Source organism: Bordetella tumulicola (genome assembly GCF_054779135.1).
This window is the reverse complement of sequence record NZ_BAAGYU010000007.1, coordinates 384,647-404,156: the sequence shown is the minus strand read 5'-3', so window position 1 is coordinate 404,156 and position 19,510 is coordinate 384,647. Positions and strand designations below refer to the sequence as shown.

17 protein-coding genes are annotated in these 19,510 nt (G+C 59.9%); 1 reads left to right on the top strand and 16 read right to left on the bottom strand.

The window, feature by feature from the left end; translation table 11 throughout:
• Positions 1-88: 88 nt before the first annotated feature.
• From ACYVDM_RS10260 to ndk, 16 genes are all read right to left on the bottom strand, one after another.
• A complete protein-coding gene (locus ACYVDM_RS10260) occupies positions 89-637 on the bottom strand; it encodes a phosphoribosyltransferase (protein ID WP_415786180.1) in 549 nt (182 codons plus the stop codon).
• Between the two features lie 141 nt (positions 638-778).
• Positions 779-2,074, bottom strand: coding sequence for an adenylosuccinate synthase (locus ACYVDM_RS10255; RefSeq protein ID WP_415786182.1), 1,296 nt, complete (start codon positions 2,072-2,074; stop codon positions 779-781).
• 78 nt (positions 2,075-2,152) lie between these two features.
• The gene (locus ACYVDM_RS10250) at positions 2,153-3,310 is read right to left on the bottom strand and encodes an ATP phosphoribosyltransferase regulatory subunit (protein ID WP_415786184.1); all 1,158 of its coding nucleotides are present in this window, start codon (positions 3,308-3,310) and stop codon (positions 2,153-2,155) included.
• Between the two features lie 212 nt (positions 3,311-3,522).
• Entirely contained in the window at positions 3,523-4,413 is an 891-nt protein-coding gene (gene hflC / locus ACYVDM_RS10245; protein ID WP_415786186.1) for a protease modulator HflC, read from the bottom strand.
• Positions 4,414-4,431: 18 nt separating this feature from the next.
• Positions 4,432-5,736, bottom strand: coding sequence for an FtsH protease activity modulator HflK (hflK, locus tag ACYVDM_RS10240; RefSeq protein ID WP_415786188.1), 1,305 nt, complete (start codon positions 5,734-5,736; stop codon positions 4,432-4,434).
• Positions 5,702-6,808, bottom strand: coding sequence for a GTPase HflX (gene hflX, locus ACYVDM_RS10235; RefSeq protein WP_415786190.1), 1,107 nt, complete (start codon positions 6,806-6,808; stop codon positions 5,702-5,704). The genes hflK and hflX overlap by 35 nt, the downstream gene beginning before the upstream one ends.
• Positions 6,809-6,967: 159 nt before the next feature.
• A complete protein-coding gene (gene hfq, locus ACYVDM_RS10230; RefSeq protein ID WP_415786192.1) occupies positions 6,968-7,204 on the bottom strand; it encodes an RNA chaperone Hfq in 237 nt (78 codons plus the stop codon).
• 162 nt (positions 7,205-7,366) lie between these two features.
• A complete protein-coding gene (gene hisC, locus ACYVDM_RS10225) occupies positions 7,367-8,437 on the bottom strand; it encodes a histidinol-phosphate transaminase (RefSeq protein WP_415786194.1) in 1,071 nt (356 codons plus the stop codon).
• Between the two features lie 2 nt (positions 8,438-8,439).
• Complete coding sequence (der, locus tag ACYVDM_RS10220) at positions 8,440-9,801, bottom strand: ribosome biogenesis GTPase Der (RefSeq protein ID WP_415786196.1); 1,362 nt, start codon at positions 9,799-9,801, stop codon at positions 8,440-8,442.
• Between the two features lie 21 nt (positions 9,802-9,822).
• Positions 9,823-10,980, bottom strand: coding sequence for an outer membrane protein assembly factor BamB (bamB, locus tag ACYVDM_RS10215; protein WP_415786198.1), 1,158 nt, complete (start codon positions 10,978-10,980; stop codon positions 9,823-9,825).
• Between the two features lie 4 nt (positions 10,981-10,984).
• On the bottom strand, positions 10,985-11,623 hold the full coding sequence (locus ACYVDM_RS10210; RefSeq protein WP_415786200.1) for a YfgM family protein: 639 nt from the start codon (positions 11,621-11,623) through the stop codon (positions 10,985-10,987).
• 7 nt (positions 11,624-11,630) lie between these two features.
• Positions 11,631-12,911, bottom strand: a complete 1,281-nt coding sequence (hisS, locus tag ACYVDM_RS10205) for a histidine--tRNA ligase (protein ID WP_415786202.1) — start codon at positions 12,909-12,911, stop codon at positions 11,631-11,633.
• A 57-nt stretch (positions 12,912-12,968) separates the two neighbouring features.
• Positions 12,969-14,255 carry a flavodoxin-dependent (E)-4-hydroxy-3-methylbut-2-enyl-diphosphate synthase gene (gene ispG / locus ACYVDM_RS10200; RefSeq protein WP_415786204.1) on the bottom strand — a complete coding sequence of 429 codons (1,287 nt, stop codon included), beginning with the start codon at positions 14,253-14,255 and terminating at the stop codon, positions 12,969-12,971.
• Between the two features lie 12 nt (positions 14,256-14,267).
• The gene (locus tag ACYVDM_RS10195; RefSeq protein WP_415786206.1) at positions 14,268-14,786 is read right to left on the bottom strand and encodes a helix-turn-helix domain-containing protein; all 519 of its coding nucleotides are present in this window, start codon (positions 14,784-14,786) and stop codon (positions 14,268-14,270) included.
• Positions 14,783-15,928, bottom strand: coding sequence for a dual-specificity RNA methyltransferase RlmN (rlmN, locus tag ACYVDM_RS10190; protein WP_415786208.1), 1,146 nt, complete (start codon positions 15,926-15,928; stop codon positions 14,783-14,785). Before rlmN ends, ACYVDM_RS10195 begins: the two co-directional genes overlap by 4 nt.
• Before the next feature lie 27 nt (positions 15,929-15,955).
• Entirely contained in the window at positions 15,956-16,381 is a 426-nt protein-coding gene (ndk, locus tag ACYVDM_RS10185) for a nucleoside-diphosphate kinase (RefSeq protein WP_415786210.1), read from the bottom strand.
• 154 nt (positions 16,382-16,535) lie between these two features.
• Here ndk and ACYVDM_RS10180 point away from each other — a divergent pair, with 154 nt between their 5' ends.
• Entirely contained in the window at positions 16,536-19,421 is a 2,886-nt protein-coding gene (locus ACYVDM_RS10180) for a valine--tRNA ligase (protein ID WP_415786212.1), read from the top strand.
• Positions 19,422-19,510: the final 89 nt, after the last annotated feature.

The window sequence follows — 19,510 nt, the reverse complement described above, 5'->3', positions numbered from 1 at the left end:
CGGAGATTCTAACACGGTAATCGAAAAATTTCACATCTGTAAAACGACAAGACGTATGAAACCGGCAGCATCGCGCTGCCCGCCTGCGCTAGGCGACGGTCGACGAGCCTTTGCGAATCCACGCTTCGAGCTGATGCGGACGAAGACTATCGTAATCCTCGAACGGCTGGTGAATCCAGGGATTCGTGGGCAGTTTTTCCACAAAATAGTCTGGCGTGGCCTTGGAGTGGCCCTTCCACCACAATACCGCGCTGCGTAATTCGCTGATCTCTGGGAACTGTTGCTGCAAGTGCTCGCGCACCCGGTTGAATGTCAGACCCGTGTCAACCATATCGTCGACCAGCAATACCCGACCGGCCGGCGCGCCGCGCGTGATCGTAATGAATTTGGCGATATCCAGGTCGCCTTGTTTGGTACCAGCCGCCTCGCGATAGCTGCTGGTGGCCAAAATACCCAGCGGCGCATCGAAAATACGCGACATGACGTCACCCACGCGCACGCCGCCGCGCGCCAAACATAGAATCAGGTCGAACTTCCAGCCGGACTGATACACCTGCAGCGTCAGGCGTTCGATCAAACGGTTGTAGTTTTCCCAACTCACCCACACATGACTATCATCATTGACGGGCGTGCTCATGGCCAAGTTCTCCTAGAATGCAAAAGGCCGCCGTCGACATAGCCGACGGCGGCTTGGAATCATAACCCGACTGGCGATTCCTCTGAAACTCGAATCGCGGCGGCACACCATCGCTGGCGACCGCCATGGGTCGAGTGTGTATCAGCCTTTGAGCGGGTGACGCAGCACAATGGTTTCGTTGCGGTCCGGGCCCGTCGAAACGAGGTCGATCGGCACGCCACAAACCTCGGCGACACGCTCGAGATAGCGACGCGCCTGAACCGGAAGCTTGTCGTATTCGGTGATACCCACCGTCGACTCGCTCCAGCCGGGCAGCTCTTCGAGCACGGCTTCGGCCTGAGCCACGGCATGTGCGCCATAAGGCAGCACATCACGGAACTCGCCATTGACGCGGTAACCCACGCCCAACTGGATATTTTCCAAGCCGTCGAGCACGTCGAGCTTGGTGATGCACAAGCCGCTGATACCGTTGAGGCGCACCGAACGCTTGAGCGCGGCACCATCGAACCAGCCGCAACGACGCGCACGCCCCGTCACGGAACCGAATTCCTTGCCAATGGTGGCCAAACGCACACCGATCTCGTCTACCAGCTCCGTGGGAAACGGACCCGAGCCCACGCGCGTGGTGTAGGCCTTGGTAATGCCCAACACGTAGTCCAGCGACTGCGGACCCACGCCCGCGCCCGCCGACGCCGCACCAGCCAGGCAGTTGCTGCTGGTGACAAACGGGTAGGTACCGTGATCGACGTCAAGCAGCGCACCCTGCGCACCCTCGAACAACAGGCGCTGACCGGCTTGTTGCATGGCATACAGATTGCTGGACACGTCTTTGACCATGGGGGCGATAGCGGGAGCCAGCGCCATCGCCTGATCGCGCACTTGCTCAGCCGAGACCGGCTGCGCGCCCAGATACTGGGTCAGCACGAAGTTGTGATAGTCCAGCACCTCGGCAAGCTTTTCGTCGAACAGCGCGGGATTAAACAGGTCTTGTACACGAAGGGCGCGGCGCGCGATCTTGTCTTCGTATGCCGGGCCGATACCGCGGCCCGTAGTGCCGATTTTGCTGTCGCCTTTGCGGGCCTCGCGGGCCTGATCAATGGCGATGTGATACGGCAGAATCAGCGGGCAGATTTCAGAAATCTGCAGGCGCGAGCGTACATCCAGGCCGGCGGCTTCGAGCTCTTCGATTTCCTTGAGCAGCGCCTCGGGCGACAGCACAACGCCGTTGCCGATGAAGCACGTCACCCCAGGATGCATGATGCCCGACGGGATCAATCGCAGAATGGTTTTCTGACCATTGATCCACAGCGTATGGCCGGCGTTGTGACCGCCCTGAAAGCGCACCACGCCCTGGACGGACTCGGCCAGCCAGTCGACGATTTTGCCTTTGCCTTCGTCACCCCATTGGGTGCCGATAACCACTACGTTCTTGCTCATTGTACGAATCGATATCGAGTTTCTCGGGAAATCCGGAAATCTCCCTGCGGCCCCCTTGTAGACAAGGGGGAATCAGTTTTACAACGTTCGAACCACCCATGCGCCGTCTTTCAACGTCAACTCACGGTCGCAGATGAATTCATCCTGGCTTTGCTCGTGGCCAGGCAAGACCTGTACGACAATCTTGCCCTCGCGCCGCAATTGCCGCACTGCTGCAACCAAGGCGGGATCCTGGCCCCAGGGCGCGCGTACCGCACACGCCCGCTCGGCAGGCGGCAAGCCGCGTGCCAACTTTCGCAAATCCAGACTAAAACCTGTGGCGGGACGAGCCCGACCAAAAGCACGACTGACGTCGTCATAACGACCACCACTGACCAAGGCATCGTGCCAGCCCTCGGCATACAGCGCAAAGGTCACGCCAGAATGGTAGCCGTAGCCACCGATATCAGCCAGATCCACACCCAGCGCTACGTCGGGCATGGCATCAATGATGTTTTGCAGTGCATCGAGTGCGGCCGCCACACCAGGCAGCAAAGGCAGGTCGCGCCGGGCCTGCCCGAGGATCTCCGGCCCCCCGTAGAGGCCGGCCAGACATTGCAAGGCCGCCAGCGTGTCGGCACGCATGCCGTCCGCCTGTTGTGCCAAGCTCGCCAGGCCGGGGATGTCTTTTTCGCGCAGCAGCAAAATGATGTCTCGTACGCGCGCCGCGGCTGCGGGATCGGCGTCGACCAATGCGCGTACCACGCCGGGATGGCAGAGATCCAGGCGGGGCTGACGCACTCCTGCCGTCGCGACGGTATCCAGAACGAGCGAAATAATCTCGAGGTCCGCCTCGAACCCTGCATGGCCGTAGATCTCGGCGCCGATTTGCAGCAACTCGCGGCTGGACAATAAATCGGCCGGCCGGGCATGCAACACCGTGCCGCAATAGCAGAGCCTGGTGACGCCGGCACGATTGAGCAAGTGCGCGTCGATGCGCGTCACTTGCGGCGTCATGTCTGCCCTCACCCCCAAGGTGCGACCAGAAAGCTGATCGACCAACTTGCAGGTGCGCAGATCCAGATCGCTGCCGGTACCGGACAGCAATGAATCGATGTATTCGACCAAGGGCGGCGCGACTAGCTCAAAACCGTAGGTACGGTAAAGATCGAGCAGTCCGCGGCGTAGTTCCTCGATGCGCCGAGCCTCGGCCGGAAGTACGTCGGCAAGGTTTTCGGGCAGCAACCAGTTACCCATGAGTGTTTTTACCTGAATGACACTTGAAGAATTGCGTGGGCGACGCCCAAAACAAAAGCGGCTGAAAGGGCGTAAGCCCGCTCAGCCGCCTGCGGAATGTTTTCTAGCTTACGCGGTATTGTACATGGTTTGAGGGCTTGTGCAGTACGCGCGGTGGCGTACTGCACAAGCCCTTTTTCCTGAGGTTTCGCGTAGGACCTGAAAACCGGCGTTTACGGTTGGGCCGGCTTGGCCTGCCCGGTGGAACTCTTCATGAACTGGAAGTATTCCGAGCTCGGATCCACCACCAGGACGTCACCCGGCTTCGAGAACGACGAACGGTAGGCCTCCAGGCTCTTGTAGAACGAATAGAAGTCGGGGTCTTTGCCAAACGCGGCCGCATACAAACCGCTGGCCTCGGCATCGCCCTCACCCATCACCGTCTGCGCCTTGGCATACGCCTTGGCCAGGATCACCTCGCGTTCACGATCGGCTTCGGCACGAATTTTCTCGCCTTCTGCCGCACCGAGGGAGCGCAACTCGTTGGCGACGCGTTTGCGCTCCGCCTCCATACGACGATAGACGGATTCGGAGATTTCCGGCGCGAACTCAATCCGACGCAACCGGACATCGACGATCTGCACGCCCAATGGCTCAGCACGCTTGGCCACGGTGGTGAGAATTTCGGTCATGATCTTGTCGCGCTCTGACGACACGACTTCTTTGACGGTACGCACGTTAACCGACGCGTTCAGCGCATCGCGAATCTGCGCTTGCAGACGCTCTTGTGCGGCACGCTCGTTACCGCCAAAGGTCACGTAGTACAAGCGAGGATCGGCGATACGCCATTTGACGTACGAATCGATGAGCAGGTTTTTCTTTTCGGACGTCTGGATGCGCTCGGCCTCGGTGGTCTCGATCGTCAGGATGCGCTTGTCCAGCGTAACGACGTTTTGGAACGGCGGCGGCGCCTTGAAATACAGGCCGGGCTCGCTAATGACCTTGCGCACCTCCCCGAGTGAAAACACGAGGGCGTAATCGCGTTCGCGTACGGTAAAGACGCAGGAAGACAGGGCGGCCAGCACCAACAGAAGGCCGACCAGGATAGGCATGAAACGTTGCATGATCTTGGGCTCCCCGGATTAGCGCGTCAAACGATCGCGAGACAGCGTATTGCCACTGCTGCCACTATTACCGGTATTGCCGGACGAATTTGCGGTGCCAGTACTACGCGGGGGAGGTTCCGGCACGGCGGGCACGCTGGCGCCAGGCAACGCAGTGGGTTTCACCCCGGAAGCGTCACGCGCTGTTTGCTGCATGATCTTGTCGAGCGGCAAATACAGCATGTTGTTGCCGTTTTTGGTGTCGACCATGACCTTGCTGGCGTTCGCGAAAATTTGCTGCATCGTTTCCAGGTACATGCGTTCACGCATGATATTTGGCGCTTTTTGGTATTCAGCCAAAATGCTGTTGAAACGTGACGCATCGCCCTGCGCATCGCCAATGACCTTGGCGCGATAGCCTTCGGCCTGCTCAGCCATACGTGCCGCCTGACCACCCGCCAATGGGATGACCTGGTTGGCATAGGCCTGCCCTTCGTTGATCTGGCGCTCGCGGTCCTGGCCTGCCTTGACTGCGTCATCAAATGCGGCCTGCACTTGTTCGGGCGGCTGCACGTTCTGGATAGCCACAGTGCTGATCTGGATGCCCGACTTGTAACGATCGAGAATCTGCTGCATCAGGTTTTGAACCTCGACAGCGACTTCGGTACGGCCTTCGTATAGCACGAAATCCATGGGCTTCTTGCCCACGATTTCACGCATGGCGGTTTCGGAGGCTTGACGAACCGAATCGTCCGGGTCGCGCATATTGAACAGGTAATTCGGCGCCCCATCGGCACGCAGGCGGTACTGCACCACGAACTGCATATCGACGATATTTTCGTCAGTGGTGAGCATCAGCGATTCGGCCAACACCTTGTTGCGTGAGCCGCCCCGGAACCCGACTTCGAACGTACGAAGCTGGGAAATATTGACAGACTCGGTACTCTGGATCGGATACGGCAAACGCCATTGGAACCCAGGGGGTGCCGTGCTCTTGTATTTGCCGAACTGGGTCACCACCGCGACCTGGCCTTCCTGGACGATATAAAAACCGCTCGCCAACCACAGCAGTACCAGCACCCCGGCGATAACGCCCAGGCCGATACGGGCGCCGCGCGGCGACGGCGGCGTCATCCCGCGACCACCGCCAGGGCGATTATTGCCACCCCCGCCCTTACGGCCGAACAACGAGCCAATGCGGTTATTGAAATCGCGCCAGACCTCGTCGAGGTCGGGCGGATTGTCTCCGTTGCCTTTTGGCCTTTTGGGCGGCTCGGAGCCATTATTATTACCGCGACCCCAGCCGGGATCATTCAGATTGAAGAGTTTGGAAATTCGAGGCATTGTTTCCCACAATATGACCGATCTCTGCAATTGCCCCGCGCAATGCATCCAGACCGGCGCGCTCAGTAGCGCTTACAAATACTCGCGCAATCGTACCATGTGCATCACGCTCGATCCGAGGTTCCAGGCCAGCCCGATCAATCTTGTTGTGCACCAGAATGGTGGGAATCGATCCCGCGCCGATTTCGGCCAGGACTTTGTTGACCTCGGCGATCTGCTCGTCGCGTTGCGGACTGGCCGCATCCACCACGTGCAACAGTACGTCCGCGTGGATCGTTTCTTCGAGGGTGGCTCGAAATGCGGCGATCAAATTGGGGGGCAGATCACGGATAAAGCCCACCGTATCAGACAGCACGACAGATCCCGTGCCCTCGATCCAGATGCGACGCGTCGTGGTGTCCAGTGTGGCAAACAACTGATCTGCCGCATAGGCCCCCGCCCGGGTCAACGCATTGAACAAGGTGGACTTTCCTGCGTTGGTGTACCCCACCAATGAAACGGAAAGCGCACCGCCTCGCGCACGCGCGCGACGCTGTGTCACCCGCTGGCGCTCTACGCGATCCAGTCGTTCGCGCAGCATCTTGACCTTGGCGCCGATAATGCGGCGATCCATTTCGAGCTGCGCCTCACCAGGCCCTCGCATACCGATCCCGCCACGCTGGCGCTCCAAGTGAGTCCAGAGACGCGTCAACCGGGTGACCAGATGCTGCAACTGCGCCAACTCGACCTGTAGTTTGCCTTCGTGGCTTTTGGCGCGCAGCGCAAAAATATCCAGGATGAGTGCAACCCGGTCCACCACACGCAAACTGAACTCGCGCTCAAGGTTACGCTGCTGCGCGGGTGATAGTGGCTGATCGAACAAGACGATATCAGCCAGCAATGTGTTGGCCATCACGACGGCCTCTTGGACCTTGCCCGAGCCAATGAAAAACTTGGCATCGGGACGATCGCGCCGCGCCGTCACGGTGCCGACGATTTCGGCGCCCGCCCCACGCGCCAGCATGGCGAACTCTTCGGCATGCGCGGCGAAGTCAGGATTACCCAAATCAACGCTGATAATCAACGCACGCATACATTTTCCTTCAATCCGAGCCTACGGCTTGCTGCCCCAAAATGGGGCGTTTCTATCTTGGGGCGGCTCGACGGCAAATAAAATGCCCCATTACAGCGAAAATGCCCGCCGACACTAGCCGTGCGGCGGGCAGAAAAAGGTACAGCCGGAGCTTGACGATTATTCAGCGGGAGCATCCACCTGAAAATTGACAGCACGTGCGGGAACCACGGTGGAAATGGCGTGCTTGTACACCATTTGCGTGACGGTATTACGCAACAGCACGACGTACTGATCGAAAGATTCGATTTGCCCTTGAAGCTTGATACCGTTTACCAAGTAGATGGACACGGGCACATGTTCTTTGCGCAGCGTGTTTAAAAACGGATCTTGCAGAGTTTGCCCTTTATTGCTCATTGGCCAGGCTCCATTGTTTGTTTTGAGTGGTGGCAGACGCCGAAACATGTACTCTACAAGGTTTTCCCGAGGCGTGCCACTTGCCTTGCAGGGCAAATTCTTTCATATGGTGTCTGGTTTTTGTTAATGGCAGGGCAAATGGTTTGCCCTGTCGTTTATCCCTTAGACCAAGATGGTTTTAAGAGCTTCTATCAGACGCGCACATTGCGACTCAGTTCCCACGGTAATGCGTAGGAACTGGTCAATGCGGGCCTGCTTGAAATGGCGCACGATGATACTGCGTTCACGCAAGGCTGCGGCCAACGCGGCACCATCATGTCCGGGATGACGGGCAAAGACGAAATTGGCTGCCGACGGCAACACGTGGAAACCCAGCGCGTGCAGCTCATTGACCAACGCGGTGCGCGTCGCTATCACGAACTGGCAGGCATTCTCGAAGTAGGCTTTATCCTCTAGCGCGGCAACTGCCCCGGCTTCGGCCAGGCGATCGACAGGATAAGAATTGAAGCTGTTTTTGACGCGCTCCAGGGCTTCGATCAACACTCGGCTGCCGACCGCATACCCTACTCGCAGACCGGCCAGCGCACGCGATTTGGACAGAGTCTGGATGACCAACAGATTGTCATAACGGGAAACCAGGCTCGCGGCGGATTCCGCCCCGAAATCGACGTAGGCTTCGTCAATGACCACAACAATGTCAGGGTTGCCTGCGACGACACGTTCGATATCTGCCAGTGGCAGTGCGCGACCGGTCGGCGCGTTGGGATTCGGGAAAATGATTCCCCCCGCTTTACGCTCGACCGACGGCAGATAGTCCTGCACGTCGATACTGAAATCATCCGTCAGCGGCACTGCCTGATACGTGATTTGATACAGCCCGCAATACACGGGGTAAAAACTGTACGTGATATCGGGAAACAGCAACGGCGCATCGTGCTTGAGCAAGCCCTGGAATGCGTGCGCCAGGATCTCGTCAGACCCGTTACCCACGAACACTTGATCGGGTTGGACACCGAGATTGGCGGCGACGGCCACACGTAGACGCTCGGAGCCCGGATCCGGATAGAGTTTCAAACTGTCGTTACAAGCCGCCTGCATCGCCTGCAGTGCCTTGGGAGACGGCCCAAGCGGATGCTCGTTGGTATTGAGCTTGACCAAGTCTTGCAGCTTGGGCTGCTCGCCCGGCACATACGGGCTGAGCTTGCCCACGACGGGGCTCCAAAAACGACTCATGCTTATTTGTCCTGCGCGTACGGATTATTTGACGACTTGAACTCGATACGCAGCGGCGTGCCGGAAAGTTTGAAAGCCTCTCGGAAACGCGTCTCCAGATAGCGACGATAAGAGTCCGGGATCGCGTCTAGCGCATTGCCATGGATCACGACCAGAGGCGGATTCTGCCCGCCTTGGTGGGCATAACGCATCTTGGGACGGAAAATCCCCTTGCGAGGAGGCGGTTGCTGCTCGACAGCAGCTTGCAACTCACGGGTGAGTTTAGGCGTAGACAGCTTGGCGAATGCCGCAGCATGCGCGGACACAACGGACTTCAGCAGTGGCTTGATCCCCTGCCCCTTCAGGGCAGACGTCATATGCATGGGCGCGAACGACAAGAACCGCAGCTTGCGATTGAACTCGCGCTCGATGCGCTCGCGCTGATCGATGTCCAGGCCATCCCATTTATTGATTGCCACTACCACCGCACGGCCGGTCTCGAGCACAAAGCCGGCAATATGCGCGTCCTGGTCCGAGACCTCGGTCTGCGCATCGATCATCAAGAGCACAACGTTGCTGGCCTCGATCGCCTGCAAGGTCTTGATGACTGAAAATTTTTCGACGGCTTCGAAAACCTTGCCGCGCCGGCGCAGCCCGGCGGTGTCAATCAAGGTGAACTTGCGCCCGTCACGCTCGAAGTCGATTTCGATCGCATCGCGCGTCGTGCCTGGCAAGTCGAACGCGATAACACGCTCTTCACCCATCAGCGTATTGATCAGCGTGGATTTGCCGACATTGGGCCGACCGACAATGGCCAGCTTGATGCGATGGTCGGGCGGCAAATCGGCGACAGCGCTGCCCTCGTCGGGTTCGGGTTCAGGCTCGACGAGATCCTCTAGCGCCAGGCCGATGAGGTCGACGATACCATCGCCATGAGCCGCCGAAATCGGATAAGGCGTGCCTAGACCCAACTCGTGAAACTCGCTGGTGGCGTTGCCGACGCCCATGCCTTCCGCTTTGTTGACGGCCAGCACGACGCGTTGTTGCCCGGACTTGCGCAACAATTTGGCGATCTCGTGGTCGTGCGCGTTGACGCCGGCCCGGGCATCGACCAGGAATACCACCACGTCGGCCTCGGCAATCGCCTGCCGGGTCTGGCGCGCCATTTCGCGCAAGATGCCGGTCTTGGCGACGGGCTCGAAACCCCCGGTATCCACCGCGATAAAGGGAATATCCCCCACCCTGCCCTCGCCATAATGGCGATCACGCGTCAGGCCCGAAAAATCGGCAACCAGCGCCGCGCGAGAGCGCGTCAAGCGGTTAAAAAGGGTCGACTTGCCCACATTGGGGCGTCCGACCAGGGCGACGACGGGCTTGAGAGACACGGTTGAGTTAAGAAATAAAAGTTAGTTAGTGCCAATCAGCACAAGATTGCCATTGCCATTTTGTACCAGCACGCCGGACGGCGTGGCCTGCAAGGGCGAGACGATGGCACCGCCTCCCACCGACAATCTGGCCAGCAGACTGCCATCACTGCTCGACAGGAAATGCACGTAGCCGTCCAGATCGCCTACTGCAATGGCGTTACCCATCGCTGCAGGCGCGGTCAATTTGCGGTTTTTCAGGGCAGATTGCTTCCAGACATTGGAGCCGCTATCCAGGGCGAAGGCGTTGACCACGCTGTTCTGATCGGGCGCATAAGCAAATCGGTCATCAATCGCCATACCGCTGGCGCTGGAGAAATCCTTGGCCCATACCGGGCGCCCGCCCTGGCTGACGTTAAAGCAGACGATACGACCCTGGTAGGCCACGGCGCACAGCAGGCTACCCGCCAAGCGAGGCGACCCCACCACATCCGTCAGGCGCTCCAGGTCGCTGGCGCCACGCGGCGTGGCCACGGTGCCTTCCCACTGGACGTTACCGCTACCCACGTTGATCGCCAGGAGTTTGCCGCCCGGCAGACCCGTAATGACCAATCCCTCGGCAATGCGCATTTGGCCACTGCTGCGCAAGGCCAGTGCGGGCCCGGGGCGTTGCAAGCTCCAGAGGCGTTCGCCCGTTTCGATATTAAAGGCCTGGATACGATAGTCGCCGCTACGAACCACGACGGCGCCGAAACCGACCACCGGAGCGACATCGACCTCGCTGGAGGCTTTGGCCGTCCATTTGACTTTGCCGGTGTCGTCAAAAGCCGTGATATCACCAAGGGGCGACGCCACCACGGTGGTGTTGCCATCGCTACCCACGCCCGCTGACAGATCCGTATCGGTGGAGGCTTTCCAGACCACGCGACCACTGGCCAACTCGAGCTTGGCCACGGAGCCATCCGGGGTCGCTGCATAAACCGCATCGCCCACGACTGCCGGCACGAAACCCAGGCCCGCGCCGCTACCGATGGACGTCGACCATATCTGGCGCACGGACAACCCCGGCGCGTACTCGGTCAACTCAGCGGGTTCATAACGATCGTCGTTACTGGAAAATATCGAGCAGCCGGCCAGGGCCAGCAAGCTGGCAGTAAAAGCAACCCCACGCAAAGCTCGGTTAAAACGCAAAATAGTCATACGGTCAGGCTCCGCTGAGGGCGTCCAATTTCAGTTGCACGGCTTGTCGCAAAGGATCCCCTGCCCCCAGTCCATCCAGGGCCGACTGCCACGCCTTGCGGGCATCCTCGGGTTTGCCTTGAGCCGCCAAAATATCACCGCGACGGTCCGCATACAGCACCGCAAAAGCCGCGGGCGGATTGTCGAGTTGGGTCAGCGCGGCATCGTACTGTTTTTGATCCAGCAACAAGCCTGCCAGACGCTCGCGCGCGACAGGCTGCAGCGCCGGATGCTTGGACTGAGTCGACAGCCACTCGAGCTGCTGACGAGCGCCATCGACGTCGCCTTGCTCGACCAGGGCCTGCGCTGCGACCAACGCGCCGCGCGCCGCATAGCCCGTCGCGGCGTAATCATCACGCAGCGTCGAAATGGCTGCCTTGATACGCGCGGCGGAATCCGTGCTTTCTAGACGGGCCGCGTCTTCGAGGGCTTCAAAGTAGCCCATGGCCTGATTGGCGCGATGGCCCTGATAGGCCTTCCAGCCCCACCAACCGCCCCACGCAAGCGCCGCAACAGCCACCAGCGACATGACGAGCGTGCCATAGCGAGCCCACCAAGCCTTGATTGCGTCGAGTTGTTCCTGTTCTTCGAGATCGTATGCCATGCTTACCCTAGGATTTCAAAACATCCGCCAAGCGGTCCAGTGGAACCTGTTGCTGCGCGGCCTCGCTAGCCGCATCCGCACGCAGGAATTTGACACTGGCCGTTTGCGCGGCCACTTCATCGCTACCAAGAATAACCGCAACGCGAGCACCGCTGGCGTCCGCCCGCTTGAATTGCGATTTGAAACTGGCAGAACCCGCATGCACGATGACCGCCAACCCTGCATCGCGTAGCTGCTCGCCCACGCGTGCGGCCAGGCGTTGCGCGGGTTCGCCTTGGTGAACAACATAAACGTCGCACTCTGCCGTGGCGACCGCGGGCGCGCTTTGCTCCCACAGATCCAGCAGGCGCTCCATGCCGATAGCAAACCCGACGGCCGGTGCGGGCTTGCCGCCCAGCAATTCAACCAATCCATCGTAGCGACCACCGCCGCACACCGTACCTTGCGAGCCCAGGCGATCCGTAACCCATTCGAAAACGGTCGAGTTGTAATAGTCGAGGCCACGCACCAGACGAGGATTGAGTCGGTACTCGATTCCGGCATCCGCAAGCAGTTGGCACAAGCCATCGAAATGCGCCTGTGACTCGTCGCCCAGGAAATCAAACAAATGCGGCGCGCTGTCGGCCATGGCTTGCATCGCCGGATTTTTCGTATCCAGCACGCGCAGCGGATTGGTGTACAGACGGCGCAGGCCGTCTTCGTCCAGCACGTCGCGATGCTGCTCCAGGTGCGCGATCAGCGCGGCACGGTGGGCGGCGCGCTCGGCTGGCAAGCCCAGGGAGTTCAGTTCCAGACGCACATCCGTCAGGCCTAATTGCTTCCACAGTCGCGCCAGCATGATGATGAGCTCGGCATCGACGTCCGGCCCGGCGAAGCCCAGTGCTTCGACGTCAATCTGGTGAAACTGGCGATAGCGGCCGCGCTGCGGGCGCTCGTGACGAAACACGGGGCCAATGCTGTAGACGCGATGCGGCCGGTCATACAGCAGATTGTGCTCGATGGTGGCACGCACCACACCGGCCGTCATTTCAGGACGCATGGTCAACGAGTCGCCATTGAGTGCATCCGTGAACGTATACATCTCTTTTTCGACGATGTCCGTGACCTCGCCGATGCCGCGCGTAAACAAGCGGGTGTGCTCCAGCACCGGCGTGCGCACATTGCGATAGCCGTAGCTGCGCAGCCAACTGCGCACGATGTCTTCGAATTGCTCCCAACGAGCGCCATCGCCCGGCAGTACGTCATTCATGCCGCGGATCGCGGCGACTTTTTGAAACGCTTGCGTCATCTTCATCATGCCGTGGCGGCCCGCACTGCGGCCCACCATACGGCTCAGCCCTTACTTTTAATGAGTGGCCTGCGCACCATAACGGCGCGCGACGTAGTCTTCGACAATGGTCTGGAATTCTTCGGCGATACGTTCCCCCTTGAGGGTAACGGTACGTTCGCCGTCGATAAACACCGGTGCCGCGGGCACTTCGCCCGTACCCGGCAAACTGATCCCGATATCCGCGTGGCGGCTCTCACCGGGACCATTGACCACACAGCCCATCACCGCAACGTTCATGCTCTCGACGCCCGGGTAATTGGCACGCCAGACAGGCATCTGTCGGCGTAAATAAGACTGTATGCTGTCGGCCAGTTCTTGGAAAAATGTGCTGCTGGTACGACCGCAACCCGGGCAAGCCACCACCATGGGCGTAAACGCACGCAAGTTCATGGTTTGCAGGATTTCCTGAGCCACCACGACCTCGCGAGTGCGATCGCCCCCGGGCTCGGGAGTCAGTGAAATACGAATCGTGTCGCCGATACCCTGCTGCAGCAACACCGACAAGGCGGCGGTCGACGCAACGATCCCTTTGCTGCCCATGCCGGCTTCGGTGAGCCCCAGGTGCAACGGGTAATCGCAGCGTGCGGACAGGTCGCGGTACACCGCGATCAGGTCTTGTACGTGACTCACCTTGCAGGACAAGATGATGGCATCACCGCGCAGACCGAGCTCTTCGGCCCGCTGCGCATTGCTGATAGCCGAGACCACCAACGCGTCGCGCATCACGGCCTGGGCTTCCCAGGGCTGGGCGCGGCGGCTGTTTTCGTCCATCTTGCGCGCCATCAACTCGTGATCCAGGCTGCCCCAATTGACGCCAATGCGCACTGGCTTGTCGTAACGGCAAGCGACTTCGATCATTTGCGCAAAATTGTCATCGCGGCGCTTTCCGCCCCCCATATTGCCGGGGTTGATGCGGTACTTGGACAACGCCTGCGCGCAATCGGGAAATTGCGTCAGGAGTTTGTGGCCGTTGTAATGAAAATCGCCCACCAACGGCACCGATACGCCCATGCGATCGAGTTGCTCTCGGATCGCAATGACCTCGCGCGCGGCTTCGGGGGTGTTGACCGTAATGCGCACCAGTTCGGAACCGGCTTGCGCCAAGTCCTTGACCTGAATAGCGGTCGCGATGGGCTCTGCGGTATCGGTATTGGTCATGGATTGCACCACGACCGGCGCCTGGCCACCAATCGTGACCACGCGATCCCCCCATGTGACAGCAACCGACCGGGTTTGGCGGCGTGGCGCAGCCCCTACCTCTGGAGGCGGGGCGTCTTGGCAGGGCAATGGCAACTCTTGCATGCGTCTATTGGATTACGGGTTTGCGCTGGACAGCCAACCGGGCAACCAATCGGCGGGTAACCAGCCTTGCCAGATCGCATACGCGCCCAACGCCACCAACAGGGCCAGGATCACCCATAGCCAACCCCAAGGGGCGGCACTGCGACTATCGCTGCGCCCGCTAACGGCCACGGGAATGGGAACGGTGCGTGATTCCCGGTGAACAGAGCCCGGCGCCGACAACACGCCGACCTGGCTTTCGACCGAAGAAACGATAGCGGCTGCATCGGTGTCGAGCAAGCGCGCGTAGCTGCGAACCAGTCCACGCAAGGAAACGCCTTTGGGTAATTTGTCCCATTGTTCGTCTTCGAGCGCCTGGATCTGGCGTGGCGAGAACTTGATGCGGCTCGAGACGTCGTCCAAGGACCACCCCTTGGCGACACGTAGACTGCGCAAGGCTTGGCCTACAGGTGTCGAGGTATCGACACGTGCCGCCTGCTCTTGGGAGTTTGACTCGGTAGAAAGAGCGAGCGCATCAAGCTCTTGCGTCATGCCGGCACCTGTGCAATAGGAATGGATCGGCCAGCATTACGCTGGGCAACACGCGTACGGTCACGGACCTCGCCGGCCAACTGCCCACAAGCCGCATCGATATCGTCGCCACGCGTTTTGCGTACCGTCGTCACAATACCGGCATCCATCAGACGCTGGGCAAAAACCTTGACTCGGGCGGAAGGCGAACGCTTGAGGCCCGAGGCGGGGAACGGATTAAAAGGAATCAGGTTGAGCTTGCAGCGTACCTGACGCGCGACCTGGATCAGCGCCTTGGCATGCTGATCGCTATCGTTCACCCCGTCCAGCATGCAGTATTCGAAAGTAATGAAATCTCGCGGCGCGCTGGCCAGATAGCGTTCGCACGCCGCCAGCAATTCTGCCAGCGGATATTTTTTGTTCAGCGGCACCAGATCATCACGCAGCGCGTCTGTCGGCGCGTGCAATGAGACGGCCAACGCCACCGGGCAATCTTTGGCGAGCCGATCCATCATGGGAACAACACCGGAAGTCGATACCGTGACGCGGCGGCGCGACAAGCCATAGGCGTTGTCGTCCAGCATCAATCGCAGCGCAGGCAACAACTGATCGTAATTGAGCAGAGGCTCGCCCATGCCCATCATGACAACGTTGCTGATGACGCGCGTATCGTCGTTGCGCCCTTCGCCCAGGCGCGCCGTACCGGCGTCTGCCTCGAGAACGCGCTTGGCCCACCACAACTGGCCGATGATCTCGCTGGTTTGCAAATTGCGGTTGAACCCCTGGTGGCCCGTGGAGCAGAAGCGGCAGTTCACCGCACAGCCTGCCTGGCTGGACACGCACAAGGTACCGCGATCGTCTTCGGGAATGAAGACGGTCTCGATGGCATTGCCCTGCCCTACATCGAACAGCCACTTGCGTGTGCCGTCGGAAGAGCGCTGCTCGGTATTGACCGGCGACGCCTGGATAAGGCAGTGCTGCGCCAATTGCCCGCGAAACTCGCGGGCCAGATCGGTCATGGCATCGAACGAGTCAGCCCCGCGCTGATGCACCCAACGCTGCAACTGGCGGGCGCGAAACGGCTTGCCCCCCCACTGCCCGACCAGCTCGGACAATTTGGCGGCATCGAGGCCCAGGAGATTGACGCGTTCGGCGGTTTCCATGACGTACTCAGGCAATGCTAATCCGGATCAACGGCTGTGAATGTTGATTTCGGGGAAGAAGAAAGCGATTTCCACAGCGGCGGTCTCGGGAGCATCGGAACCGTGCACGGCATTGGCGTCGATGCTGTCAGCGAAATCGGCGCGGATGGTGCCCGCCTCTGCTTTCTTGGGATCGGTTGCGCCCATCAGGTCGCGGTTCGTCTGGATGGCGTTTTCGCCTTCGAGGGCTTGTACGAACACCGGGCCCGAGACCATGAAATCAACCAGGTCCTTGAAGAAGGGGCGCTCTTTGTGCACGGCGTAGAAACGCTCGGCATCGGCACGCGACAGTTGTTGCAGGCGCGCGGCGATGACTTTCAGGCCAGCGTTTTCAAAGCGAGCGACGATCTGACCGATGACGTTCTTGGCCACGGCATCGGGCTTGATAATCGAAAGTGTGCGTTGGACGGACATGGAGACTCCAAATTCCTAATAAAAACAGGGACTTCTGTAGGGTTTACAGTAACCCGGCATTCTAACACGCCGTCAAGTCCGTAATACATCTTAAAATGAATGGTTCGCTCGGCCAATAAATTGGTCGGGCCCCGTTTTTTGCCGGAACCCCGTAATGACCGAAGCTGCTGCCCAAACCTCCCCCGACACCCACACCGCCGACCTGCCCAAGAGCTTTGAGCCCGCAGAGCTTGAAGCCCACTGGTACAACGAATGGGAGCGCCGCGGCTATTTCACGGCGGGCCAACACGTAAAAACGGGGACGGACGCTCAACCGTACGTCGTCCAGTTTCCCCCGCCCAACGTTACGGGCACACTGCACATGGGACACGCCTTTAACCAGACCATTATGGACGGTCTGGTGCGCTATCACCGTATGCGCGGCGACGACACCGTGTTCATTCCGGGCACCGATCATGCCGGCATCGCCACCCAAATCGTGGTGGAACGCCGCCTGGATGCCCAAAATATTTCACGCTACGACCTGGGTCGCGAAAAATTCGTCGAAAAAGTGTGGGAATGGAAAGAGCAATCGGGCAACACCATCACCAGCCAGGTACGTCGCCTGGGCGCCTCCGCCGACTGGCCTCGCGAATACTTCACCATGAACGACAGCATGTCGCGCGGCGTGGTGGAAACCTTTGTGCGCCTGTACCAACAGGGCCTGATTTATCGCGGCAAGCGGCTGGTCAACTGGGATCCCAAACTGCTGACGGCCGTCTCCGACCTGGAAGTGCAGTCCGAAGAAGTCGACGGCTACATGTGGCACATTTTGTACCCGTTTGTCGACGGCCCGCAAACCATTGTGGACAAGGATGGACAGACGGTCACCCTGCGCGGCATGACCATCGCCACGACCCGCCCCGAAACCATGCTGGCTGACGGCGCGCTGTGCGTACATCCCGACGACCCCCGCTACCAGCACCTGATCGGCAAAATGGTCGAGTTGCCGCTCTGCGACCGCAACATTCCCATCATCGCCGACGACTTCGTTGATCCTGATTTCGGTACCGGTTGCGTCAAAATCACCGGCGCGCACGATTTCAACGACTACGCCTGCGCGCAACGCCACGATCTGCCGCTGATCGTGATTTTCACGCTGGACGCGCACATCAACGAAAACGGCCCCAAGCAATTCCAGGGCATGGAACGCTACGAGGCCCGTAAAGCTGTCGTGGCCCAACTCGAAGCCGAGCAATACCTGGTCAAGATCCAGCCGCATAAAATGATGCAGCCCAAGGGAGACCGCACCGGTGTGGTGCTGGAACCCATGCTGACCGATCAGTGGTTCGTGGCGATGAGCAAGCCCGCGCCCGAAGACACCCTGCATCCAGGCAAGAGCATCACCGAGGTTGCCCTGGACGTAGTGGCCAACGGCCAAATCAAGTTTTATCCGGATAACTGGACCACGATCTACAACCAGTGGCTGAACAACATTCAGGACTGGTGCATCTCGCGCCAGCTCTGGTGGGGCCACCAGATCCCGGCCTGGTACGCCGAGGACGGCCAGATATTCGTCGCCCACTCCGAGGCACAGGCCCAGGAACAAGCGCGCGCCGCGGGCGTGACGGGCCCGCTCAAGCGCGACGACGATGTACTGGACACCTGGTTTTCGTCGGGCCTGGTTCCCTTTACGACGCTGGGCTGGCCCGAAGACACGCCTGACCTGCGCCGCTATCTGCCGTCCAGCGTGCTGGTCACGGGTTTTGACATCATTTTCTTCTGGGTGGCTCGCATGGTCATGCTGACCACGCACCTGACGGGTCAAATTCCGTTCAAGCACGTGTATGTGCATGGCCTGATCCGCGATGCGGACGGCCAGAAAATGAGCAAATCCAAGGGCAACACGCTAGATCCGGTGGACCTGATTGATGGTATCGACCTGGATGGCTTGATCGCCAAGCGGACCTATGGGCTGATGAACCCCAAGCAGGCGAGCACCATCGAGAAAACCACCCGTCGCCAGTATCCTGATGGCATTCCGTCTTTTGGTACCGACGCGCTGCGTTTCACCATGGCGGCCTATGCCACCTTGGGCCGCAACATCAACTTCGACCTCAAGCGCTGCGAAGGCTATCGCAACTTCTGCAACAAGCTGTGGAATGCGACCCGCTATGTGTTGATGAATACCGAAGGCCACGACCTGACCGGCGATCAATCCGCCGAATTGTCGTTCGCCGATCGCTGGATCGTCAGCCAATTGCAGGCACTGGAAGCCGAAGTCGAGCGCGGCTTTGCCGACTATCGTTTCGATAACGTCGCCAACGCGCTCTACCGCTACGTGTGGGACGAGTATTGCGACTGGTACGTCGAGCTGGCCAAGGTACAGATCCAGAACGGCACGCCGGCCCAACAATTGGGAACGCGCCGCACCCTGATTCGCGTCCTCGAGGCCGTGCTGCGCCTGGCCCACCCCATCATTCCGTTCATTACCGAAGCCCTGTGGCAAAAGGTCTCGGTCGTGGCCGGCAAGCGCCAGGCCGATGCCACCGACAGCGTGAGCGTGCAGCCGTACCCGCGCAGCAACCCCGACGCCATCGACGCCGCTGCCGAAGCGGACGTCGCGGAGCTGAAGGCCCAGGTCGAAGCCGTTCGCGCATTGCGCGGCGAGATGAACCTATCCCCCGCACAGCGAGTCCCGCTCATTACGCAAGGCGACGCCGCCACACTCAAGCGCAATGGCCCTTACCTGGCCGCACTGGCCAAGCTCAGCCAAGTCGATGTGGTCGACACGCTACCCGATGCCGGCGCCCCGGTACAGGTGGTAGGTACCGCCCGCCTGATGCTGCACGTTGAAATCGACGTCGCGGCCGAGCGTGCTCGCCTGGACAAAGAAATCGCCCGCCTCGAAGGCGAAGTCACCAAAGCCAACGGCAAACTCGGTAACGCGAGCTTTGTCGAGCGCGCGCCAGCCGCCGTCGTCGAGCAAGAAAAGGCCCGCTTAGCGCAATTCAACGACGTCCTGTCCAAGGTCCACGAACAGCGGGCCAAGCTGGGGTAAACGCATCTCGCCACACAAGACGGCCACCCAACCGTAAACGCAACCCGTCCCTGGGGCATCGAGCAGAATGATTTGCTCGGATGCCGTCA